Source organism: Pseudomonas sp. SCPG-7, from assembly GCF_002156405.1.
GTDB classification, from domain to species: domain Bacteria; phylum Pseudomonadota; class Gammaproteobacteria; order Pseudomonadales; family Pseudomonadaceae; genus Aquipseudomonas; species Aquipseudomonas parakoreensis.
In genome coordinates, this window is record NZ_MVOO01000005.1 from 184401 (window position 1) to 207398 (window position 22998).

Sequence of the window (22998 nt, forward strand, 5' to 3'; positions counted from 1 at the left end):
GCCGTCAGAGGCTCGATTTCGCAATGACCTGCAGGCTCATGTGCTCCAGCAGTTTGTTCATGTGAATGAACTGCGCGAAGCGTTTGTCCTGAGTCTGGCCGTGGTAGAAGCGGTAGTAGATCTGCTGCACGATGCCGGCCAGGCGGAACAGGCCGTAGGTGTAGTAGAAGTCGAAATTGTCGATGCGGACGCCCGAGCGTTCGGCGTAGTAATCGACGAACTCGCGGCGGCTCAGCATGCCCGGAGCGTGGCTGGGCTGGCGGCGCATCAGTTGCACGGGGGCCGGATCATCGGCCTGAATCCAGTAGGCGAGGGTGTTGCCCAGGTCCATCAGCGGATCGCCGAGGGTAGTCAGTTCCCAGTCGAGCACGCCGATGATCTGCATCGGGTTGTTCGGGTCGAGGATCACGTTGTCGAAACGGTAGTCGTTGTGGACGATGCTTGAGGTCGGATGGTCGGCCGGCATCTTGTCATTGAGCCAGGCCTTGACCTTTTCCCAGTGCGGCGCATCCGGGGTCAGGGCTTTTTCGTAACGTTCGCTCCAGCCCTTGATCTGACGGGCGACGTAACCTTCCGGCTTGCCCAGATCGCCGAGGCCGCAGGCGTTGTAGTCAACCCGGTGCAGTTCGACGAAACGGTCGATGAAGCTCTTGCACAGCGCTTCGGTCCTGGCTGCATCGAGGCCCAGTTCTGGCGGCAGATCTGAGCGCAGGATGATGCCCTTGACCCGTTCCATCACATAGAACTCGGCACCGATCACCGACTCGTCGGTGCAGTGCACGTAGGCTTTCGGGCAGTAGGGGAAACCGTCGCGCAGTTGATTGAGGATGCGGAATTCGCGGCCCATGTCATGGGCGGATTTGGCCTTGTGGCCGAACGGCGGGCGGCGCAGGACAAATTCCTGGTCCGGGTATTCCAGCAGGTACGTCAGGTTCGACGCGCCGCCGGGAAACTGGCTGATCTGCGGCGTGCCGGTCAGGCCCGGAATGTGCGCCTTGAGGTACGGGTCGATCAGGCTGGCATCGAGTTCTTCGCCAGAGCGGATACGGGTGGACTGGTCAGTAAGCGCCATGCTTATCCCTTCTGCTTATTTTGGAGGCCAGACATCATTGGCTAATCTAATGGCGCACCAGGGCGGCCACAAGCGCGCAGCGGTCTTATAGGTTAGCGTGTTGCAGGATAATCACCTTTGGGAATGTGCGCGGCGGGCCACAGCAGGCTAAGGTTTAGCGGGTATGCCATGTTCGGCAAGGAGCTTTGAAATGGGCTGCCCGCAAGTCTGTGCCAGCGCCACTCTGCAATGCAGTTTCGGCGCCGCCCCGGCAGTGCTCAACGTGCTGCCGGTCAATCGCACGCTGACCGGAGGGATGCCGGCGGCGAACATCATGGATCATATTCCGCTGGTCAACGTCACCACGTTCGGCATGTGCATGAGCATGGCCAATCCGATGGTCGCCGCTGCCACTGCTGCTGCGCTGGGCGTATTGACGCCGATGCCGTGCATTCCCGCCACCGCCACGCCGTGGATCCCCGGCGGTGCACCGACCCTGCTGCTGGGCGGGATGCCGGCGATCGATGCCAACAGCACGTTGATGTGCAACTGGGCGGGGGTGATCAAGATCGTGATGCCGGGGCAGATGCAGATGTTGATTCCCTGAGTCAGGCCTGCTGCGGATCCGTCCACTTGCGAAACCACCAGCGCACCCGGGAAATCGGTTTGCCATCGGCATCCAGTGGCCGCCCGTCCTCGGCAAATCCCTGTTCCGGCTCCATCAGTTGCCCATTCAGATAACGCGCATCCACCGCCGGTTTGCCGTTGGGATGAAAGCGCTGATAACGCCCCTCGCGCACGCCGTCGCGATAGAACTCGGCCTCCGCCACTTGCCCGTCGGGAAAGTAATTGAACGCCTCGCCATGCAACAGGCCGCGCCGATAGGATGCCTTGCGCTGCAACCAGCCCTCAGGCGCATAAAAACTGGCGACGCCTTGCAGCTTGTCGCGCACGAACGGCATCTGCGCCGAAACCTTGCCGTTGGGGTGGTAGAGCAGAGACGTGCCCTGCAATTGGCCCTGGCTGTAATTCAGGTCTGCCTGTTGGCGACCGTCATCCTTGATATTCAACGGACCGTCGAGCTGGCCATCCTTCAATCGTCCCTTGAGGTGTTTGTCATCCTGCTGCAAATCCAGCGGTGTGATCGCCATGGCGACTCCTTGTCAGTTGACCTGCACCAGCCCGCCCTTGATGGTCAGCATGCCGCCGCCGTCCACGGTCTGTGAGGCTGCGCCCTTGTTGGTCAGGCTGATCCCGGCGTCGTTGGTCAGGGTGGTTCCGGCTTTGTTGTCCAGCGATGTACCGGCCTGGTTGGTCATGGCGGTGCCGGCCTTCTGTGTGATCGAAGTGCTGGCCGAGGTCGCCAGATCGGCGCCGCTCTTGATCGTGAAACTGCCACCGCTTTGCAGGGTCAAGGTGCCGCTGACCTTGATGGTCAGGTTGCCGTCCACCGTCAGGCTGTAGTCGCCGGTGACCTTGTCGGTGTAGTTGCCGCCTGTGCTGTGGTTCTGATCGGCACCGACTTTTACCGTGCGACTGTCCTTCACATCGAGGCTGTCGCTGCCGGTCTGGATGGTCACGCTGCGTTTGCCTTTTTCCAGGGTGACGGTTTCATCGCCGTCCTTGACCGTGCGGGTGCGGGCGTTCTGCACCGTGAGGGTTTCGTCGTGGCCGACGGTGGCGGTGGTGTCGTTGAGCACGTTGATCTTCAGGTCTTTCTGCGCCTGCAGAAACACCTCTTCTGCATCCTTCTTGTCCTCGAAACGCAGCTCGTTGAAACCGCCGCCACCCTTGGACGATTGTGTCTTGATGCCGGACTGGGTCTGGTTGGCCGGCAGCGCGTAGGGCAGGGCGTTGTCGCCGTTGTACACGCAGCCGGTCACCAGCGGCCGGTCCGGATCGCCGTCGATAAAGGTCACGATGACTTCCTGGCCGATGCGCGGCACAAACTGCATGCCGAACCCCTTGCCGCTCCATGGCAACACCACGCGCACCCAGCAGGAGCTGGTTTCGTCGTTCTTGCCGTCGCGATCCCAGGGAAACTGCAATTTGATCCGACCGTATTCGTCGGTCCAGATTTCCTCGCCGGACTTGCCCACGACGATCGCGGTCTGCGGATGCATGCGCGGTTTCGGTGTGGAGCGGGGCGGGCGGAACGGCGTGGCTTTGGGGATGGCTTCGAAGCGATTGCGATAGCTTTCGTGGCTGGCGTCGTGGGTGACCCGCGTGACGACCCAATCGATGTTCAGGCTTTCGTCTTCGTGGCCGTCGAGGGTGAACCAATGGCCGGGGATCAGCCAGCGGCAGTCGCTCTCGCCAACAAAACGTTTCTCTTCACTGCGCAGGCCGTCGACCCGCTGTTTGGTCAATGCATCACCCCGGGCCTTGGCGTTGTAACCACCCGGATGTTCATAGATGGAACGCGGCCCGGCGACCGCTTCGGCCTGGCCGAAGAGTGAAGTGGTCGGCGTGGTGAACTCATAATCCGTCGCCTTGTACACGCCGGCCACGGCTTGCAGACACACTTGGCCCGAGCGAATGCCATGCAACTCGCGCTCACCCATTTGCTGGCCCAGATACTTGACTTTCGGGCCGTTGGGAATTTGTACGAAGGCGTCGTTGCTGTCGCCCAGCACCAGCGTGTGCTTGCCTTCCTCATGGGTGAAAAACCAGAAGATGCCTTCCTCTTCCAGTAGCCGTGAGACGAAGGCGAAGTCGGTCTCGCCGTACTGCACGCAATATTCGCGGGGCGTGTAGCTGCCAGTCAGCGAGAGTTTGAAATCGGTGAAGCCGTGGGCCTTGAAGATCGTGGTGACGATGTTCGAGGTGGCGAGGTTCTGGAATACGCGGTTGTTGCTGGCGAGGGTCAACCACCAGAGCCAGGGCCTTAATACCAGCTGATAGCGTTCGGCAGTTGCGTCGGCCGGCAGTTGGCGGATCTCGGCGACCAATGCGTCGAACGGGCGAAGCTGAGCGTCGTTGTGCAGGGTTGTGGTGACGTGGCTGGCGATGGCAGAGGTCAAGGTGAGGGTGGTGCCGTCGTTGAGACCGTTGAGGATTTGTGAACCCAACAGGGTGAGCGCCTCATCGCCGGACAGCGAATCAGGGTAAAGCGCCGACAACGAGGGGGCAGTGAGGGAAAGGGTGGTGTTGCTATCGGTAGACCGGGGCATGAGCTGACCTCAGCTGTTGGTAGAGAAAAAGCTCACCACCTGAACGTACCGCCTTTCTCATGGATTGCAGCCTGGTTGTCACTGACCCACCCATCCATCTCTCTCTCGTTTCCATAAACGTAGCTGTACATCACCACCGAGTTTCTAACGTAAGGCTCGAGTTGCGGCCCACAAAGAGGGCAGGGGCTGAGTTCGATATAGATACGTGTAACAAAGTTGCTGTAATCACCGTCAGGAAGCGCAACACTGTTGATCGCCTGAACCAACGCACTGATTTCAGCATGCCCGCGAAGGGTTGTGACGACTTTTTTGGTTGTTGTTGTGTAGTTTCCGAGAAGGTCCAGTTTCAGCGCACTGTCGCCGAATTTGTACATCAGTACGCCGCGTGAGGCATCAAAGTGTTCGACGACGGCAAAACAGGTTCCATGGGACGCGCCCGAGCCGGCCAAGGCTCGGCGAGTTGAAGAGGATTCATGGCAGATGGTAGCCAAGTCAGGAATCGTCCCACCGTTGGTGGCGTGATTGGCCGCCAGCCAGCTGGCGTATAGCGGGTTTGCGCCCGTCATTGCTACATTGCCTCCCGAGTAACGACCGACTTTATGAATTTCTGCCATGGCAATCTCCGCTGGGATTTCGTCAGTTCGCTTCACCAAGAGGCGTCAATACACTTTCGTGTAAAGCGTATTTGTACGGAAATAATGAATCTGCCCATGATTCTTTTCTGCTTTTAAAATGAATAAGAAAAATGGTCTGCTTACCCATCAATTGGCTGCTTCATGTGGTGTCGAACGAGAAGGATGAATGCTCTCAGGGTTTCAGATGACAGGAAGTCTGAGTATCCTTCCGCTGAACTGTCTATGCTTATGTCAGGGTGCTGCTCTCTAAGTTTTTGAAGTATCCACGCGGCAGCAACACTCCTCGTTAGAAATAGCACGGGGCGCTCATTCAAGTTGATCCTGAGAATTTTCCCTGTTGTTTCACGATATCTTTTGGCCCTTGCCAGTGTTGGCGGTAGAACAGCCGTAGGGTCGTAGGTAAATCCTGTTGCGTAGTAAAAAAAGTAGGGTGTTCCTGCATTTTCCAGGTTGACCAAGTGTGTGAAGGCCGCTGATTCGAGGTCCAGCTTCCAATGTGACTCTTCATGGGTCTCTCGGGCGCAAGTAACAAGTGTATTGTCATCATCGTCACTTCCGCCGAATGCCATGGGAAAACCGGCAGCCCACATCGGTTTTCGTGAACTGTAGGGGTTTATCAGAGATTTAACGCCTAGATAAACTTCACCCTCTTTTATGGGGAACACATAACACTTCATTTTTTAATCCTGGATGGGGGCGTAATAGAAACGGGTTCTTTCAGCATCACCTGAGCAATCCATTGTGTTGAAAACAACGGTTTTTGATCGTCTTGCAGTTGCCTGAGTGGCTCATGTTGCCTCCTTGGTTTTCGTGAACTCTCTGCTGCCGGTGTGCTCAAGTGTTCGAAAGTTCTACTCCAACACCCACTCCGCCAACTTCCCTGTCACCTGCGTCATCAACACATTCTCGACATCCCGCGCACCCGCCGCGCTGCATTTGGCGAGCACCGCTTTCACAATTCCCGAATCAAACTCGAACTGCTTGCCGGTCGCGGCTTTGTAACGGCCGCGCAGTTTTTCCAGTTTTGCGAGCACAATCCCCTCCAGCGTCGCCTCATCCAGCGGTCGATACGCAACCACCGTCATGCGTGCCAGAAACGCCGGGCGGAAGGCTTGCAGCAGGACTTTGTGCAGCGCTTCGTTGAAGGCTTCGCTGCCGATTTGCGACACCGGCGTATCGAGCAGCAACTCAGCACCGACATTGCTGGTGGCGAGCATCACGGTGTTCTTGAAATCGACCACCAGGCCGGTGCCGTCCTCCATCAAGCCCTTGTCGAACACGTTGTAAAACGCTTCCAGCACATCCGGGTGCGCCTTCTCGATTTCATCCAGCAACACCACCGAGTACGGTTTGCGCCGCACGGCTTCGGTCAGCACGCCGCCGCTGCCATAACCGACGTAGCCGGGTGGCGCGCCCTTGAGTTGGCTGACGGTATGGGCTTCCTGATACTCGGAAAGATTGATGCTGATCAGGTTGCGCTCGCCGCCGTACAACGCGTCCGCCAACGCATACGCGGTTTCGGTTTTACCGACGCCCGTAGGCCCGACAAGCAGAAACACACCGACCGGTTTTTGCGGATCGGTGAGCCCCGCGCGATAAGCCTGCAAACGCTGGGCGATGGTGTTGAGCGCGGTGCTCTGGCCCATGACGCGCTGGCCGATGCGGGTGCCGAGGGTGCGCACGGCATGGGCTTCGTCGGCGAGCATCTTGCCTACGGGGATGCCGGTCCATCCGGCTATGACGGCAGCGACGGTTTTCGCGTCGACCTGTTCCGGCACCAGCGGATCGTCCTGGCGAATCGCATCCAGTCCCGCTTCCAGGCGCAGCAGTTCGGCGGCCAGATGATCGATGCGGCTGTCGGTGGCTTCGTCGGGTTTGTCGCTATCGGCGCTTTCGCTCAACGCCAGCAATTCGCGGCGTGTTTCGAGTAGTTCACGCACGGCCACGCGCTCTTCACTCCAACGTGTTTCCAGTTCGCGGATCGCTTGCACATTGGTCTTCGATTCAGCCTCCAGCAGGGTGATGCGTTCGCGATGATCCAGCCCGGTGGCCTGCTCTCGGCGCAGGCGTTCGACTTCATCTTTGAGGCTGTTTTGCCGATGGCGCAGGCTCTCCAGCGGTGGCGGCACGTCGTGCTGGCCGAGGGCGACCCGGGCGCACGCGGTGTCGAGGACGCTGATGGCCTTGTCCGGTAGCTGGCGGCCGGAGATGTAGCGGTGCGAGAGTTTCACCGCTTCGTGGATCGCCGCGTCGAGCACTTGCACGCCGTGATGCTGTTCCAGTTTGGCGGCCACGCCCCGGAGCATTTCCACGGCGGTGATTTCGTCGGGCTCTTCAACCTGCACCAACTGAAAGCGGCGGGCGAGGGCCGGGTCTTTCTCGAAATATTTTTTGTACTCCATCCACGTAGTCGCGGCGAGGGTGCGCAACTCACCCCGGGCCAATGCCGGTTTGAGCAGGTTGGCCGCATCGCTGCCGCCCTCGGCCCCGCCAGCGCCGATCAGCGTGTGGGCTTCGTCGATGAACAGGATGATCGGTTTGTCGGCGCTGCGCACAGCATCAATCACGCCTTTGAGCCGCTGTTCGAATTCGCCTTTGACCCCGGCTCCGGCCTGGAGCAAGCCGAGGTCAAGCACGCGCAGGCTGACTTCCTGCAACGACGGCGGTACATCACCGGCGGCGATGCGCAGGGCCAGGCCTTCGACCACCGCCGTTTTACCGACGCCGGGCGCGCCGACCAGAATCGGGTTGTTCTGCCGACGCCGAAGAAGAATGTCGATGCACTGGCGGATTTCGCCATCGCGCCCCACGATCGGATCGATACGTCCGGCGTGGGCATCGGCAGTCAGGTCCTGAGTGTATTGGTCCAGTACTGAGTCCTGCCGGGGTGCGGAATTTCCAGCTGACGCTGAACGCGGGCCGACATGCTCGCGGGAGTTTTCCGTCCACTCCAGCAGATTGGCCCGCAGCGCTTCCTTGGGAATCCGCAACAGTGACGAAGCACTGTTGAGCAGCAAACTGCGGCGCTCGTCGCGGTCGATCAGTGCCAGTAACAGCAAGCCGGAACGAATGCTGTCGATCCCCAGTACACTGGCTTGAACGACGGCATCCTCCAACAAGCCAAGCGTGTGCGAGGACAGCGCCGGCGTGCGCGTGCTGCCACCCTTGAACAGATCCAGCGCCTTGTTGATTTCTGCCGTCAGCGCATCGCGTTCGAGGCCGAAGCGTGGCAGGAGCAAGGCAAAGTCCCCCGCTTCGATTTCGAGCAGTTCCAGCAGCAGGTGTTCGATCTCGACAAAGTGATGCCCGCGCTGCAGACAGCGCTGGGCGGCGCGCTCGAGGGCGCGGCGGTTGTCCGGGTTGAGCCGTCCGATCAGACTGGCGAGTTCCATGTCAGGTGATCTCCAACTGACGAAGACGGGTTTCGATGCGCTGCACGGCCAGGCTGGCCTGACGCTGCAAACCCCCGTTCCAGCTGAGCAAAACCGGTGCCTGGCGCCCGAGTTTCATCGGCCCGGCACCGCGTACCAGCAGCACCAGCGTCACGTCGAGATCGGGACCGAAGTACAACGCCGCGAGGCTGGCCAATGCCGGGTGCGCTTCGCCGTCCGGCAAAAAACGGATCGCTTGCGTCGAGGGCAGTGGGCCGAGGGTCAGACGTATGCCGGCGTGTTCATCCCACACCCGGCTTCCGGCCACCGCGGTGCGCCCGAGTTGCAAATTTCGCCCTCCGGATTTGATGACACTGCGACTGGCCGGCGGGATTTCGCGCCAGGCGCCTTGGCAGGCACTGAGTGCCACCGGTACGCCGAACTGTTCCCGAACTGTCGCTGCGAACCCCGCCAGCGAGCGCCGGCCGTCGGCGAACAGCGCCGTACAGGCCAGCACTGCGCAATCAGGAACCGCTTGACGCTCCTGCAAAGCCTTGGGCAACAGCCCGGTGAGGGCCCGCAATTGCGCCTGCACCGGCGACGCCCCGGGTGTGACAAAGCCCAATGCCACCCGGTGTTTGCGCATCACCTTGTAAAGCAGGCTGAGCAGGCGATGCTGGAACAGATCAAGGAACTCGGCCGGCGCGTGATCCTTGGCTCGGGCCCGTTGTTGCAACCATTCCTGATAGGCGTAGGGCAACGGGCCGTCGGGGCCGCCGAGACCGAACATCGGTGTGCCGAGGGTTAATGGCTGGCCCGGCTCTTCGTGCAGATTTTCGATCTGGCTGGTGGGGAACAGCGGTGTCAAAGGTCCGCGCAATTTCAGCGCTTCGGCCTGGGGCGAAGTGCCGCTGCCCAACGATTCGGCTTGCGGTTGTTCGCGCTCGAGCAGCAGCAAGGCCTGCAGCCACTCAAACGCCTGCGGATCGCGGCGCAGTCGTTGGCTCAGGGTCAGAGCGACAGGGGCATGCCGGCTTGGGGTTGCCATGCCTTGATCTCCTTGTCACCGTGCATCAATACCGTGCGCACAAAGCGATTGGCTGTGGCGTACACCGAAAAGAACTGCGCCAGTACGGCAGAAAACAACACCGCGCTGCTGCCGACAAAGTGTTGCGCATCGAGTTGCAATTGCACCTCCAGGCCATTGCGCCAACCGCGCCAGGCGTCGGCGCCGACATGGCCGATCACGCGCTCGCTACGCAGGTTCAGCAGCCCCTCGATCTGCCGCAGTGCACTGGCTTCGTCGCGCAGGTTGTGCAAGTGCAGAATCTCTTTCAGTGCGTCGAGTGCTTGCGGGCCTTCGACCAGCGACAAATGATTGAGGGTCAGTTGCGACACCAGTCGCCAGCGCGAATCACCGTCCAGTCGCGGCAGACTTTGCGGGCTCGGCGGGTTGCGCAGCCGCGCCCAGGCAATCGGCCCGGGACGTTCGAAACCCAGCGGTGTGCCGGCGGGCAGGCTCTGCGCCAAATGCCGATTGGTGCACAGCAGCTCGGCGGTGAGGCTGTAATCCGGCAGCTCGCTCAACGGGTCGAAACGGGTGTCGACCACACTCACCAGCAGGTCGCTGCCGAGCCGGTTCGGCGTCTTGCCGCTGACTCGCCGTGCATGCCAGTAACGCTGTTGATCGCCGCCACTGTGCTGACTGCCGTAATAGGCCGGCAGCTGTTGCACACCGCTGGGGCAACTGGCACGCATGCTGCGGATGCTGTGGATTTCGACGCTGTTCTCGCGGTGGCTGTCGGCAATCAAACGGTACTCGCTGCGGGTGCCGTCCGGGCGCAGTGGCTCGGAGGTACGCGGGAACAGGTTGATTGCTGGCGCGCAACCCAATGCGATGTCACTGGCTTGTAAATGCAGGCGGCTGGCTGGAGCACGGTCGAAAACGATGTACAGGTACAACGTCTGGCTGTCGCTGCTGACGCCGTTCAACGGCAGATCGAAGAAATGAAACTTGTCCGGGAAAGCAAAATATTCCGCCAGCAGGCGCATGCCGGGGTGTACGCCGTCCTCGTCCGGCAGCAGGACTTCGTCATCGCTGAAACCGACGATCTTCGGTAAACCCTTCACGTGTGTCGGAATGCTCCCGGGCGTGCCGGCCAGCACCTGTACCGAATGGGCACCGAGCAGGTCAAACAGGCAGGCGTTGATCACCGGTGACGCGGCCAGATGGATGCGTAGATGCTCAATGCCAAGCGCCGACCATTGGCTTTCACCGAGGCAACGCAGGCTCAGGCGCAACGCCGAGCGCGATTGCGCCACACCGGTCAGCGCCTGGGCTTCATCGCTGCCGAGCAATAACGCTTCGCTGACGTCGATGGGCCATAAGCGCACGGCGGCCGAGGTGCGAAAGTGGATGCTCTCGCCTTTGCCGGTGGTGACAAACAATGGCGTGTCGCGGGGCAGGGGATAGCCGTCGTCGAGGTTGCCTTTGCTCGGGTCGGGCTCGAACTGGACAATGGCGCAGGATGGCAATGGCCTGACGGCCAACGGATAGAGCTGCTCGAGCAAAGCGTCGCTGAACTCGGCGTAGTCGTCGTCGAGTCGGCGCTGCAGTCGTGCAGCCAGCAGGGCAAAACCTTCGAGCAAACGTTCGACGTGTGGGTCGGGACACTCGCCGGGCGACAGTTCCAGTCGTCGCGCGACCTTCGGGTAACGCTCGGCAAACTGGCTGCCAGCGTGGCGCAGCCAGGTCAGTTCGCGCTGGTAGTAGTCGAGCAGTTGCGGATCAATCGAGTCGCTCATGGCGCACCTCCAGCCCTTCGCCGCCGGGTTCGATGACAAACGCCACCGGCCAGTGTTGCTGGCCGCTGCGCAGCTCGCCGGTCAATCGAATGCTCAACCGTTGCGGATGGTCGGGCACGGGCTTGACCTGCACCTCGTCCAGTTTCAGGCGCGGCTCGAAATGGCTGATGGCTTCGCGGACATCGCGCGTCAGCCGGCGACGGTCATCGCTGCGCTGTTGTTGCAGGGCGCTCCAGTCGGCGATGCCGTAATCGATGACGCTGGGCGGTTGGGTGAGGGTGCGCGGTCCTCGCCGCGTGTTGAACAGGCGCCCGAGCTCGGCCTGCACCGAGTCGAGCAAGTCCTGCTTATCAAATTCCCGCGCACCGTCGGCCTCGCTGGAGGCGAGGCGTTCGAACAACGGTGCGCGAATGCCGGTGCCTGCCATGGCCAGGGCGTCCGCTTACTTGCCGGCCTTGTTGGCCGCCAGGTCCCACACCGTGCCGGCGGTGCCTTCCTTGGTGCCGTCGTCTTTCTGCGCAGTGAGTTCCCATTTGATCTTGGTGAAGTTCAGCGACAGGGTTTCCACCGGTTTGCCGCCGGTACCACCGCTGACGCTGACGTTGGACAGCACCACGTTGTTGAGCGTGTAGATGATGAACGGCATCAGTTGCCCGCTGCCTTCAGCGGCGTTACGACCGATGGTGATTTTGGCTTCGGGAATGGGTTTGCCCGCACAGCAATATTCGTTGAGCGTTGGCGTCGAGCTGTCGATGAATTTGGTCAGGGTAAACTCACCGATGTGCGGCCGGCCGGACGTCCGTTCCGAGTTGCTGACGTCATTGGTCACTTGCATCGCCACGTTGTGGCTGTAGGACATGACTTCGATCTTGTCCTTGTAGCCCTCAAGCAGGCTGTCGCCTTTGATGTCGCCGCCGAGGTCGAGAATGATTGCATCCATCGCTTGAAACTCCTGAAAGGTGTCGCGCTAGATAAAAGAACAACCCCCGCCGCTGCGGCGGGGGTAAAGGTCAGGCCGCAACCGGTGGTGGCAACGTCGCCACCAGGCGGATCGATGCCGTCAGTTCCTCAAGCTGGAAGTGCGGGCGCAGGAACACGGTCGCCCGATAGGCGCCCGGTTTGCCGGCCACCTCGGTCACGTCCACCCGCGCTTCACGCAACGGGTATTGCGCCTTGATTTCCTGCGGCGCGTTGTCGTTGATCAGCACGTAGTCGGCGATCCAGTTGTTGAGGTAGGTCTGCACGTTGTCGCGGGTCATGAAACTGCCGACCTTGTCGCGCATGATCACCTTCAGGTAATGGGCGAAACGCGAGGCTGCGAGCACGTAAGGCAACATCGCCGAGATGCGTGCATTGGCGTTGGCCTCGTTGGTGTTGTAGACCTTGGACTTGTTGGTGGTCTGGCCGCCGAAGAATACGGCGACGTCGCTGTTCTTCTTGTGGCACAGCGCGATGAAGCCGAGATCGTTGAGCTCTTTTTCGCGGCGGTCGGTGATTGCCACTTCGGTCGGGCACTTCAGTGACAAGTCGCCGGAACTGGTGCGGAAGGTGTGCGCCGGCAGGCCCTCGACTGCACCGCCGCCTTCTGCACCACGGATCGCCGCGCACCAGCCGTACTTGGCGAACGCCTCGGTGATGCGTTGCGACAGCGCCCACGCGGCGTTGCCCCACAGGTATTTGCTGTGGTCGGTGCCATTGACGTCCTCGACGTAGTTGATGCCTTCCACCGGCGCGGTGTCGGGGCCGTAAGGCAGACGCAGGAGGAAGTGCGGCAGTACCAGCGACACGTAACGCGAGTCTTCGCTCTCACGGAACGAGCGCCACTTGATCAGTTCCTGGCTCTCGAAGACTTTCGACAGATCACGCGGCACCGCCAGTTCGGTGAAGCTGTTCATGTCAAACAGCCTTGGGCTGGCAGCGGCAATGAAGGGGGCGTGAGCGGCGGCCGCGACGTTCGACAGTTTCTCCAGCAGGCCAACGTCCTGCGGATGCCGGCCGAAGGTGTAGTCGCCGACCAACAGGCTGAACGGATGGCCACCGAAGGTGCCGTACTCCTCTTCGTAGATTTTCTTGAACAGCGCGCTCTGGTCGAATTCGACGGCTTTTTCCAGGTCGTTCTGCAGTTCTTTCTGCGTGACGTTCAGCAGACGCAATTTCAATCGGGTGCTGGTTTCGGTGTTCTGTACCAGCATGTGCAGACCGCGCCACGAGGCTTCGAGCTTTTGCAGGTCAGGGTGGTGCAGGACTTCGTTGAGCTGGGCGCTGATCAGTTCGTCGATCTTGCTGATGCGGTCGTTGATCATCGCCACGGTGTCCTTGTCGATGGCCATGCCTTCGTCAAGCACTTGGGTGGCGAACTCCGCGAGCATGTCGCGGGCGTAATCCTGCTGACTGTCATCGTGGGCCATACGGCCCTCGGCGATGATCCGGTCGAGCAGGGATAAGGTTTCGGCTGCAGCATTGTCGCTGGCTTGATTCTGGGCGGCGGCGGGCATGACGGATGCTCCCTCGATTAAGTGGACGATCAGGCTTGCGGTTCGGCCGGGGCCTCGGCGTCAGCGGCCGGGGTAGCGGTGTCTGGGCGGGCCGATTTGATCTCTTGCAGACCTTCGGTGTTGGCGATGACGTCGCGCAACAGCTTGTCCAGATCATCGTTGCCGTCGAGCTTGGTCAACAGATCGCGCAGGCGCTGGCGGGCTTCGAACAAACGTCGCAGTGGCGTGATTTGTTCCACCACCTTGACCGGATCGAAGTCGTCGATGTGTTTGAAGTTCAGCTCGATGTTGAGCTTGCTGTCGTCGCCGCTGAGGGTGTTATTGACTTGCAGGGTGGCGCGAGGGCCGATGGAGGCGAGCACTTCGTTGAAGTTGTCGCGGTCGATTTCGGTAAAACGCCGTTCAGTCAATTTTGCCAATGGTTCAAGCGGCTTGCCGGAGAGATCAGCCAGGATCCCGACCACCAGTGGCAATTCCTTTTTTTCGATGGCGTTGCCGATTTCGACGTCGTAGGTGATTTGCACTCGGGGCGGACGGACCCGGTCGAGCTTGTGTTGAGTACTTTCTGCCATGGTGGCTGACTCCGATGCGAAGGCGGGCGCAATGCATCGGGGAGGCCCGTTCATCGCTTTCCCTTACTGGACCGTAGGTTAGAAAGGGTGGCAGATGACCTGTCGTTCCTTTGACAAACCTTCCTCATTCGGCTGCTGGAACCGAACTATCCAAGACGCTAGAACAGGTCTATAAAAAAGCAAGCAAAAACGATTTTGGACTGCCACGGGAAAAGGAAAATTCATTTTGTGCAGACGTTTTTTGATGGTGGTTTGGTTTGCGCTGGTCGCCGGCTGCTCTCTTTTCGGCCCCAAAGTCGACCTGGACAGCCTGACCCTCGATGTCGCACCCAAGGCCAATGACGACACGCCGATTGCCGTGGATTTCGTCGCCGTCGCCGATCCGGATCTGCTCAAGCAACTGTCGGGCATCAACGCCAGCCAGTGGTTTGCCGAGCGCGAGCAATACCAGCGCGACTATCGTCAACTGATGAGTGTGTGGGGGCTGGAGCTGGTTCCGGGTCAATTCATCGACCGTCAACCCTTCCCGCTGGGGGGCAAGAAGGCCGCTGGACTTTTGGTCTTCGCCAGCTATAACACACCCGGAGCGCACCGCTTGCGGCTCGACGATCAGAGCGAGGCCTGGCTCAGGTTCGACAGTCGCGAGATGAGCCTGGTCAGCAAGGAAAACTGAAACATACCGCCCGCCGCCGGGTTGCGGCATGGCCGAAGGGAGTCGTATGAGTCTGCTACCTGACGCGGTTTGCTGGCACGAAGGCATGCAATTGCTGCCGCAGCATTTTCAGTTGCAGGGCCTGCGCGCCGAAGCCCTCGGGGCGCATCTGGCGCAGGCGTGCAACCCATGGTTCTGGGGCGTCAATCGCATGGAATTCGATCCCTCGGCCTTGAGCGCGGGAGTGGTCCGCGTGCTGGCGTTGCAGGGCACCATGCCCGACGGTTTGCCGGTGGATCTGCAAGCCGGTATCGGCCCGACCCTGGAGCTGGATGTCGGCCCGGCCATCAACGAAACCGACGACGCCAGCGTTACCGTGTACCTGGCGATCAGTCCGTTGTGGCGCGCCGGGCAACTGCTGCCGCTCAAGGGGCGTTTGCAATCGGTAGTCGGCGACGCGCTGCCGGATCTGACCAGTGGCGAGTTTCCGGAATCGATCACCGTGTGGCGGCCCAACCCCCGCCTGTGTACACAACTGAACAAGGCTGATTCGATCTGCCTGCCGTTGTTGAAAATCCGCAAGGAGGGCGGCGGCTTCCTGGCGTTGGCTTACACGCCTCCCACTCCATTATTGTTGCCCGATTCGCCGCTGGGCCGGCGGGTTGCCGGGTTGTGCGCGCGGGCGCGGGAAAAGTGCCTGTTTCTCGGCGGTCGCTTGCGTCAGGCGCAACAGGCCGGAAATCAGGATGATGCGCTGGAAATCCGCCGGCAATTGACCGCGTTATGGGCGCGACTGCCGGAAGTCGAAGGCGCACTCAACAGTCGCATCGCTCACCCGCAAAGCCTGTATGTGCAACTGCTCGGTCTGGCTGGCGCATGGTCGGCACTTGACCCGCTGGCCGGGGTGCCTTCGTTCGCGCCGCTGGACTTTCTGGAGTTGCAGCGCGGTTACGATACGGTACTGCAATGGCTGGAAACGACTCTCGAATTGATCCGCGCCGGTTATCACAGCCTGCCGTTCGAACGCGGCGAGCAGAGTTTTTCCATCCAGTTGCCCGATGAGCAACCGAGCCAGCGGCTGGTCATCGGCCTGCGCATGCCCAACGGCGCCAGCGAGCAGGCGGCCAGCGAGTGGCTGCGTGGTGCAATCATCGCCTCCTCGCCACACGTTGCCTTGCTCAGCCGCCAGCGCATGAGCGGGTTGAGCCACCAGGCCATGAGTCGCAATGAACAAGTGGCCTACAGCGTCGGCGAAGACACGCGACTGTTCGTGATCACTGCCGAAGGCGCGTGGTTCGACGCACAACTACCGCTGGTGATCGCCGCGCCCGCAGCGAAGCTGACCAGCAGTCCGTGGCAGGTGGTGCTGTTTGTTGCACAGACGAGTGAAAGTGCCTGATCACACAAGGAACGCAGCATGTCGGAAGGGACTGCCGGGGCCGCAACGAGAACTCTGAGTTTGCAGGACGCGCCGCTCGGCAGCGCGTTCCGGCAAACGTGGCAGCAATGGTCGCTGGACTGGAACCAGTTGCCCAAGGACAACGAGGACGAGACCGAACTGGTCGACAGCGTGGTCGAACTTTCGACCCAGGCTTCGCAACGCTTGTGGCGCACAGCGTATTCGCGGGTGGGCGATTCGGCCACTGAGCAGGTCAAGGCGCTGGTCTATGCCTTCGTTGCGCTGGTTGATGAGACCCTGTTATTCAGCCCGTGGCCGGGACAATCGGCGTGGCAGAGCAAACCGTTGGAGTCACGTCTGTATTCCACGCGTCAGGCTGGCGAGCAACTGCCGGCGGCGATTCAAACGCTGCTCGATGAACAGCAACCGACCAGCCGCGATCTGGCCAATGTCTACCTGCAATGCCTGATCCTTGGCTTTCACGGACGACTGCGCGGCGAACACAGTCAGGCACAACTGGAAAAGTGGCGGCTGGCGCTGTTCCGCTTTGCCTGGCAAGACGAAGCCGACTACGCCGGTGTCAGTCAGCGCCTGGTGCAACCCTCACAGGTCCCGCCGTTGCAACTGCCGGTACGCACGGCGTTGCCGGACGGATTTCGCCTGGCACTGGGAATTATCGCAATGGTTCTGCTGCTGACTGGCATCGGCCATTTTCTGTGGCGCGACATCCGCTCTGAACTGGAACCGGTGCTGCAAATCAGCGCTTCAGTGGTGGCTCCGGAGCAAGACTCATGAGCACTTTGACGATTGTCGCGTGGGTGGTGGCGCTGTTGTTATTGCTGCTGATCATCGCGATTTTGGTGTGGTGGCTGCGGACCCAGAGCGGCGCGGCGATCCGCAGTTTCTATACGTCGGTGCGGCACATGGAGCAAGAGCAGGGCACTCACGACCGCTACCAGATACCGTGGCTGTTGATGCTCGGCGACGAACGCCAGGGCACGCAATTGGTCAACGAATGGCACCTGCAACCCACCGACAAACCAGCGTGGTTCGGCCGCTGGTGGTCGGACCCCGAAGGCGCGGTGCTGGTGGTGCCGCAGGCCTTGTTCCTGCCCGAAGACGGCATGCACTTGCAGCGCGGAGGCTGGTGGCGTCTGCTCGGGCTGATCTTGCGCCTGCGCAGCAAACGTCCGCTGGACGGGATTGTCTGGACGGTGCCAGCCAGTCGCCTGGGCAACCTGGAGCAGGCCACCCAGCTCGGGCTGGCGGCACGCCGCCGCTTTATCGATCTGCTGCAGCGTTTCGGCTTGAGTGTGCCTGTGTACGTGATCGTCACCGGGCTTGAAGAGCTGCCGGGATTTCAGGAGCTGATCAGTGCACTGCCCGACGAGGCCCGTGATCGCACTTTGGGCTGGTCATCGCCTTACCCACGCGATGCGGTGTGGCAGGGCCAGTGGAGCGATCAGGCCATGGATCGATTGCACCGGGCACTGGCCGAAGCGGTGATTGAGATCGGCACGTTGTCCGGGCACCTGAGCGCGGACCTGTACGCGTTGCCGGAACGTATCGAAACCTTGCGCCGCGGTTTGCAAAACGTACTGGAGCCGGTATTTCAAGGTAATGCGCAGGGCGAGGCCGCGTGTTTTCGCGGTCTTTACTTCAGTGCCAATCAGCCGGCTGACGATGCGCTTGACGGCTTTTCCGCTGACGACAGCGGCCTGCAACGCAGTGCGTTCGTGCGTCAGTTGTGGCGTCAGCGAGTGGTTGGCGAGCGGGGGCTGGCCCAGGGTGTGCCGCGCCTGTTGCGCTTGCGTCAGCGCTGGCAGCGAATCACTGCCGGCGTCGCGTTGGTGGTCGGGGTGGTATGGGTGGTGGCGATGGTCTGGATCTGGCGCGATTCGGTGCGCGATGCTCACGAACTGGCGCGGCTGATGCAGGGCGCGCAGAAGAGTTACGTCGCGGTCACCGACGAGGCGCATCGCATCGAGCCGACCCGGCGTAACGTGCAGAGTTTCTGGCGCGTGCTGGAAAAAGCCCCGCACTGGCACTATGCGTCGCTGGTGTTTCCGAGCGCGTGGTTTTCCTCTTTCGACCTGCAACTGGAGCAGGAGCTGTTCCGCTCGATCCAGCGCCATATGCTGGTGCCGCTGCACGATCTGCTGGTCGCGGAGCTGGCGAAGATCAAGGCGATTCGCAGCACTGAGCGGCGTGCCAGCGTCGAGAGCGAGGACCCCGCGCAATGGCAGAACTATCAGAAGGCCACGGATCTGGTGGATCGCGCGCTGCGTCTGGAGCAGCAGAACCAGTTGTTCGGTGAAGTGCAGAATAACCAGCGTGTACCACTGGATGATCTGGTGCAACTGAGCAACAGTGCGCTGTCACTCAACCTCAACCCCGCCACGTTGCCCCATGCCGCTTATTACAACCGCTTGCTCGCGGCGGGGGATGGCGGTGACTTGCAGGCGCTGGACCTGAGCGTGGAACGGCCGCTGATTGTCAGCAATTTCAACGGGCTGATGGAGCGCTGGCTCGACCAGTATTTTCTCGCCGACAACTTCGTCAGCAAGGCCGGCTACCTCAAGCTGCATCTGGAACAACTGGAGGCCGGCAGCGGCAATAGCCTGAGCGAGCTGGAAGACCTGCGCGCCCTGATCGATGACCTGCAAGCGGCGATCGCTCTGACCAACTCGACCTGGAGTCGCGGCAAGGGGCAGGAACTGGTACCGGGTTATCGCGACTTTCTCGACAAGGTACGCAAGAGCAGCTTGCTCGGGCCAGCGGTCGAACAACAACTGGACGCCCAGGCGAGCAAGTTGCAGCAGAGCTTTCGCGATCAGTGGATTGCCCAGGTCGGTTCACGCGGCAACCTGCTGGTGCAGCAGGGCAGCGGGCAACTGGCGTTGCAGGATCAGGTGGTGAAACTCAACAACGCGGTGCAGGCGCTGTTCCGGCGCGATTTTGTTTCGATCGCAATGCGTGCCACGCAAGATAACGTCAACATGCAGGGCCAGACCGTTGACGGCGACGACCTCAATACCTCACTGAGCTACTTCGCCAGCTATAAAAGTTATGTCGCCGAAGAGCTGCCGCGCATCCCGCCGGTGTATCGCGATGCGCTGCTGCAGGCTGCCGAAACGGCCGCTGCACAGGCAATGTGGCTGAGTCTCAAGGATCATAACGATCAGACACATCCGTACGCGGTCTTCAATGTTCAGGCCGAACAGGCCATGGCCCTGCAGAAGGCTTTTGTCGAGGTGCACCGCAGCGATCTGGCTGCGCGTCTGCAAAACGCGTTGAACCGGCGGGCGCTGGCGCAGATCGTCAGTGGCCTGGACGAAATCACCGCGCAACCGCTGTTTGGCGGGCGCACTGAAATCAGTCAGTGGGATGGTTCGAAAAACCTTGGTCTGCAACTATACGGCGCCAGCGATGTACAGGACTTGAAGCTGAGCCTCAAACAGCAGTTCAACACCATGCTCGGTATCACCGAACGTCGCGCGCCAGCCCTGCAATGGCTGATGACCCAGCAGGGCAACCTGTCGGCGCTGGATTACGAGCGAGTGACGCAGTTCAGCGCACTCAACGATGAATTGCTCAAGTACAAGGACGCCAACCCGGCGAGTTCTCCGGCGCAGATCGAGCAACTGGTCAGTCGTGATTTCGTCGAGATGGACACTGCTTCCTGCCTGCAGGTCCTGCAAACAGCCAACCTGACGGGCGGGCGTGGCACCCTGGCGATGCGCGCGGTGGAATTGCAGCAGTCGGCGATGCAGCGCTGCCAATTCCTGCAACAGCAGCAAGCGGCTGCGGCGTGGAATGAGCTGGCTTCCTATTTCAATCAATACCTGGCCGATCGCTTTCCGTTTGCCAACGGTGTGCAGGCGCAAGATGCCGACCCGGCGCGGGTTCAGCACTTTCTCGAAATCATCGACAAGCGCCTGCCGGTGGCGCAGGCCGGACTGATCCTGAGTCAGACTCCGGAGCGCCTGGCGGCCGAAGACTTTCTCAAGCGCCTGAAGCAGGCCAGTGTGTGGCTGACGCCGCTGTTCGTGCGTGACAAGAGCGGCATCCTCGGGGTTGAAATTGATGTGCGCTGGCGCACTGATCGCGAGGAGGAGAAGGGGGCCGATCAGGTGATCGCCTGGGGCCTGTTAGCGGGCAATCAACAGGTCAACTACCCCGGTGCCGAACAGCCGAACCTGCGCTGGATGGTCGGCCAGCCGATCCGCCTGACGCTGCGCTGGGCACGTAACGGCAAAGAGCGTCCGGTCAACGATCCGTTGCAACCGAACCTGGTGGTGCGCGACCTGGAGGCGGGCTGGGAGTACGGCGGGCCGTGGTCGTTGTTGCGGCTGATGCGTGCGCATTTCTCGGTGCAGCGGCAGCCGAATCTTGATTACACCGACTTTCCACTGACGTTGCGTCTGCCGGTGACGGCGGCGACCGACAGTGTCACCAGTGAGTTCACACGGATGTTCGTGCGCTTGTCGCTGATGAGTCAGGGCTCGAAATTGCCGCTGGCGATCTCGCCGCTGCCGACCCGCGCACCGCGCTCGCCGTATCAACAGACCGGCGCCACCGCCGCGCTGGATGCCCGCAACGAGGAGGGTTTGTGAGCCTGCCATCGACGACTCTGCCGGACCTGATCGATCAGTTGCTGGCGCCCATCACTGCCGAGCAGCCCTGTGGGACGGATTTGCGTTACGAACGTGAGTACGATCAGTTGCGCGATTTGCGCCGCGAGGACGACACCAGCCTGCCGACCGGGGTCTGGCAGTCGGCAGTCAAGCGGGCGAACTGGCCGGAGCTCGAAGCGTTGACCACGGTCTTGCTGCTGGAGCGCAGCAAGGACCTGATGCTCGCCGCGTGGCTGGGCGAGGCGTGGCTGCATCTGCAGGCACTGGATGGTTTGCCCGGCAGCCTGGCGCTGATCGCCGGCCTGTGCGAACGCTATCCCGAGCACCTGCATCCGCAGGCCGAGGACGGTGATCAGTCGTGGCGGGTCATTCCGCTGGAATGGCTGGTGCGGCGCTACAGCGATGTTCTGCTGACGCGAGTGCCGCTGTTCGGCACGCACAACAGTGATTTCGAGGTTTACACCCTCGACGTCTGGCGCCGCTTGCAGGTGCAGCAAGTCAAGGCCAATGACAGCAAAAACGCCAAGGCCTCGTCTGACGTCGCGCGCAACGAACAGAAGAAACTCGACGATCAAATACGCGTCACGCCCATGGCGTTCTGGCTGCGCATGCAGGGTAACTTACTGCTGAGCCTGCAGCATCTGCAGCGACTGGACGCCTGGAGCGATGCGTATCTGGGCGATCAGGGGCCGGGATTTCGCCCCTTGCAGGAAACCATTCAAGCGTTGCTGACACTGGTTCAGGAGTTCATTGCCATGCACCCGCAACAACCGGCACCACCGCCTGCGGTCGTTGAGGCGCCTGTCACCGAGGTTCAGACGGGCGAAGCAGCGTCGGTCGCACAGATTTTCCGTGAGCCGGCCAGTCGTGAAGAGGCTTACCGCCAATTGCTGCTGATTGCCGAATACCTGGCCCGCACCGAGCCCCACAGCCCGGTGCCTTACCTGATTCGGCGCGGGGTAGAGTGGGGCAACAAGCCGTTGAGTGAATTGCTCGGCGAATTGATCAGCGCCGACGCCGAGTCGCGGCGTTTGTGGACCTTGCTCGGCGTGCTTTAGTGCACGCGTTGATTGCCCAGTTTCGGCGGTAGCTCAACCGGCGTCAGCACCGGTTGCCCCGAAAAGAATGCCATCAGGTTTTTCCCCACCAGTTCCACCATACCTTGTGTGGCTTCCGGCGACAGACCGGCGACATGCGGCGTGAGAATCACATTGTTCAGGGTTTTCAGCGCATCGGGCACCTGCGGTTCGTGATCGAACACGTCCAGCGCAGCCCCGGCAATCCGTCGTTGCTCAAGTGCGCTGATCAACTCGGCCGTGGCGATCACGCTGGCCCGGGCGATATTAACGATGAAACCGGTCGGGCCCAGAGCATCAAGTACCGGGCGCGTCACCAGATGCTGGGTGCCAATCCCGCCCGGCGTGGCGACGATCAGAAAATCCGAGGCCCGTGCCAGTTCGGTCGGCGTGGAGCAGAACGCATAGGGCACATCACTGCGCAGCTGCCGGTTGTGGTAACTGATCTGCATGTCGAAACCAAGGTGAGCACGCTTGGCAATCGCCATGCCCACCGCCCCCAGGCCGAGAATCCCCAGGCGTTTATTGGCCAGCGACGGGCGCATGATCTTCGGCCATTCACCCCGGCGCACCGCCGCGTCGCAGCGCGGAATGTCGCGTACCAGTGCCAGCAGCATGGCCAGGGCATGGTCGGCCACCGACGAGGCGTTGACCCCGGCGCCGTTGGTCACGGTAATCCCGCGATCGCTGGCGGCCTGCAGGTCGACGTGTTCGTAACCGGCACCGATCACGGTGATGATCTTCAGCGCCGGCAGGGCGGCGATTTCCTCGGCCGTCAGGCCCAGCGGGCCACGAGTCAGTACAGCGTCGATCCGTGCCCCGTGGGTGGCAATGGCTTGCGCGCGTTCGGCAGGGGTTGGTGCGAGGATCAGATGAAAGCCCTGATGCTCGAGAATCGGCAGATAGTCATTGATGGTTTCAACCAGTACCAGAACGGTGGCGGGCATTGCGCGGCTCCTGTGATCAATGGCGGTTCGGTCGCGAATATCGTGTCAGAGTGCTGATTCCAGAGCGCTTTGGCAATGATGGCCGCAGCCCCGCTTCAGCCAGTGTAGGAGCTGAAACGGGGAGCGCGCGGGCGCTTCGTCAGAAGCTCGCCCCGGTATCGTTGATCGGCTGCACGAAGTCGCCA

Annotated in this window: 19 protein-coding genes; 6 read left to right on the top strand and 13 right to left on the bottom strand. The window is 61.2% G+C overall.

Features of this window, described 5'->3' with window-relative positions; all coding sequences use genetic code 11:
• Positions 1 to 4 precede the first annotated feature (4 nt).
• The gene (locus B1722_RS12335; RefSeq protein WP_086792702.1) at positions 5 to 1072 is read right to left on the bottom strand and encodes a phosphotransferase family protein; all 1068 of its coding nucleotides are present in this window, start codon (positions 1070 to 1072) and stop codon (positions 5 to 7) included.
• Between the two features lie 190 nt (positions 1073 to 1262).
• Between B1722_RS12335 and B1722_RS12340 the strand changes: the two genes are divergently transcribed.
• Positions 1263 to 1658 (top strand): DUF4280 domain-containing protein, encoded by a 396-nt coding sequence (locus B1722_RS12340; RefSeq protein ID WP_007958887.1) that lies wholly within the window; start codon positions 1263 to 1265, stop codon positions 1656 to 1658.
• Position 1659: 1 nt separating this feature from the next.
• On the opposite strand, the gene B1722_RS12345 is transcribed toward B1722_RS12340, so the two are convergent.
• From B1722_RS12345 to tssB, 11 genes are all read right to left on the bottom strand, one after another.
• Positions 1660 to 2202 (bottom strand): toxin-antitoxin system YwqK family antitoxin, encoded by a 543-nt coding sequence (locus B1722_RS12345; protein WP_041067430.1) that lies wholly within the window; start codon positions 2200 to 2202, stop codon positions 1660 to 1662.
• Between the two features lie 12 nt (positions 2203 to 2214).
• On the bottom strand, positions 2215 to 4224 hold the full coding sequence (tssI, locus tag B1722_RS12350; RefSeq protein WP_086792704.1) for a type VI secretion system tip protein VgrG: 2010 nt from the start codon (positions 4222 to 4224) through the stop codon (positions 2215 to 2217).
• 32 nt (positions 4225 to 4256) lie between these two features.
• Entirely contained in the window at positions 4257 to 4838 is a 582-nt protein-coding gene (locus B1722_RS12355; protein WP_140396010.1) for a hypothetical protein, read from the bottom strand.
• Between the two features lie 140 nt (positions 4839 to 4978).
• The gene (locus B1722_RS12360) at positions 4979 to 5536 is read right to left on the bottom strand and encodes a hypothetical protein (RefSeq protein ID WP_086792708.1); all 558 of its coding nucleotides are present in this window, start codon (positions 5534 to 5536) and stop codon (positions 4979 to 4981) included.
• Positions 5537 to 5710: 174 nt separating this feature from the next.
• Positions 5711 to 8251 carry a type VI secretion system ATPase TssH gene (gene tssH, locus B1722_RS12365; protein WP_086792710.1) on the bottom strand — a complete coding sequence of 847 codons (2541 nt, stop codon included), beginning with the start codon at positions 8249 to 8251 and terminating at the stop codon, positions 5711 to 5713.
• A gap of 1 nt (position 8252) precedes the next feature.
• Positions 8253 to 9278, bottom strand: a complete 1026-nt coding sequence (gene tssG / locus B1722_RS12370; RefSeq protein ID WP_041067415.1) for a type VI secretion system baseplate subunit TssG — start codon at positions 9276 to 9278, stop codon at positions 8253 to 8255.
• Complete coding sequence (gene tssF / locus B1722_RS12375) at positions 9242 to 11035, bottom strand: type VI secretion system baseplate subunit TssF (RefSeq protein ID WP_086792712.1); 1794 nt, start codon at positions 11033 to 11035, stop codon at positions 9242 to 9244. Before tssF ends, tssG begins: the two co-directional genes overlap by 37 nt.
• On the bottom strand, positions 11019 to 11462 hold the full coding sequence (gene tssE, locus B1722_RS12380) for a type VI secretion system baseplate subunit TssE (RefSeq protein ID WP_086792714.1): 444 nt from the start codon (positions 11460 to 11462) through the stop codon (positions 11019 to 11021). The genes tssF and tssE overlap by 17 nt, the downstream gene beginning before the upstream one ends.
• Before the next feature lie 15 nt (positions 11463 to 11477).
• The gene (locus B1722_RS12385; RefSeq protein ID WP_041067406.1) at positions 11478 to 11975 is read right to left on the bottom strand and encodes an Hcp family type VI secretion system effector; all 498 of its coding nucleotides are present in this window, start codon (positions 11973 to 11975) and stop codon (positions 11478 to 11480) included.
• Between the two features lie 70 nt (positions 11976 to 12045).
• Positions 12046 to 13530, bottom strand: a complete 1485-nt coding sequence (gene tssC / locus B1722_RS12390) for a type VI secretion system contractile sheath large subunit (protein ID WP_041067403.1) — start codon at positions 13528 to 13530, stop codon at positions 12046 to 12048.
• A 29-nt stretch (positions 13531 to 13559) separates the two neighbouring features.
• Positions 13560 to 14102 carry a type VI secretion system contractile sheath small subunit gene (tssB, locus tag B1722_RS12395; RefSeq protein WP_086792716.1) on the bottom strand — a complete coding sequence of 181 codons (543 nt, stop codon included), beginning with the start codon at positions 14100 to 14102 and terminating at the stop codon, positions 13560 to 13562.
• A gap of 244 nt (positions 14103 to 14346) precedes the next feature.
• On the opposite strand from tssB, the gene B1722_RS12400 reads away from it, so the two are divergent.
• Genes B1722_RS12400 through tssA form a run of 5 tightly spaced genes read left to right on the top strand, consistent with a single transcriptional unit; the run spans position 14347 to position 21848 of the window.
• Positions 14347 to 14775 (top strand): hypothetical protein, encoded by a 429-nt coding sequence (locus B1722_RS12400; protein WP_041067397.1) that lies wholly within the window; start codon positions 14347 to 14349, stop codon positions 14773 to 14775.
• 46 nt (positions 14776 to 14821) lie between these two features.
• Entirely contained in the window at positions 14822 to 16153 is a 1332-nt protein-coding gene (tssK, locus tag B1722_RS12405; RefSeq protein ID WP_041067450.1) for a type VI secretion system baseplate subunit TssK, read from the top strand.
• Between the two features lie 18 nt (positions 16154 to 16171).
• A complete protein-coding gene (locus B1722_RS12410) occupies positions 16172 to 16948 on the top strand; it encodes a DotU/TssL family secretion system protein (RefSeq protein WP_086792718.1) in 777 nt (258 codons plus the stop codon).
• Positions 16945 to 20769 (top strand): type VI secretion protein IcmF/TssM N-terminal domain-containing protein, encoded by a 3825-nt coding sequence (locus B1722_RS12415; protein WP_086792720.1) that lies wholly within the window; start codon positions 16945 to 16947, stop codon positions 20767 to 20769. Before B1722_RS12410 ends, B1722_RS12415 begins: the two co-directional genes overlap by 4 nt.
• Positions 20766 to 21848, top strand: coding sequence for a type VI secretion system protein TssA (gene tssA / locus B1722_RS12420; RefSeq protein WP_041067389.1), 1083 nt, complete (start codon positions 20766 to 20768; stop codon positions 21846 to 21848). The genes B1722_RS12415 and tssA overlap by 4 nt, the downstream gene beginning before the upstream one ends.
• Here tssA and B1722_RS12425 read toward each other — a convergent pair.
• Positions 21845 to 22813 (bottom strand): 2-hydroxyacid dehydrogenase, encoded by a 969-nt coding sequence (locus tag B1722_RS12425; RefSeq protein ID WP_086792722.1) that lies wholly within the window; start codon positions 22811 to 22813, stop codon positions 21845 to 21847. The genes tssA and B1722_RS12425 overlap by 4 nt on opposite strands.
• Between the last annotated feature and the right edge of the window lie 185 nt (positions 22814 to 22998).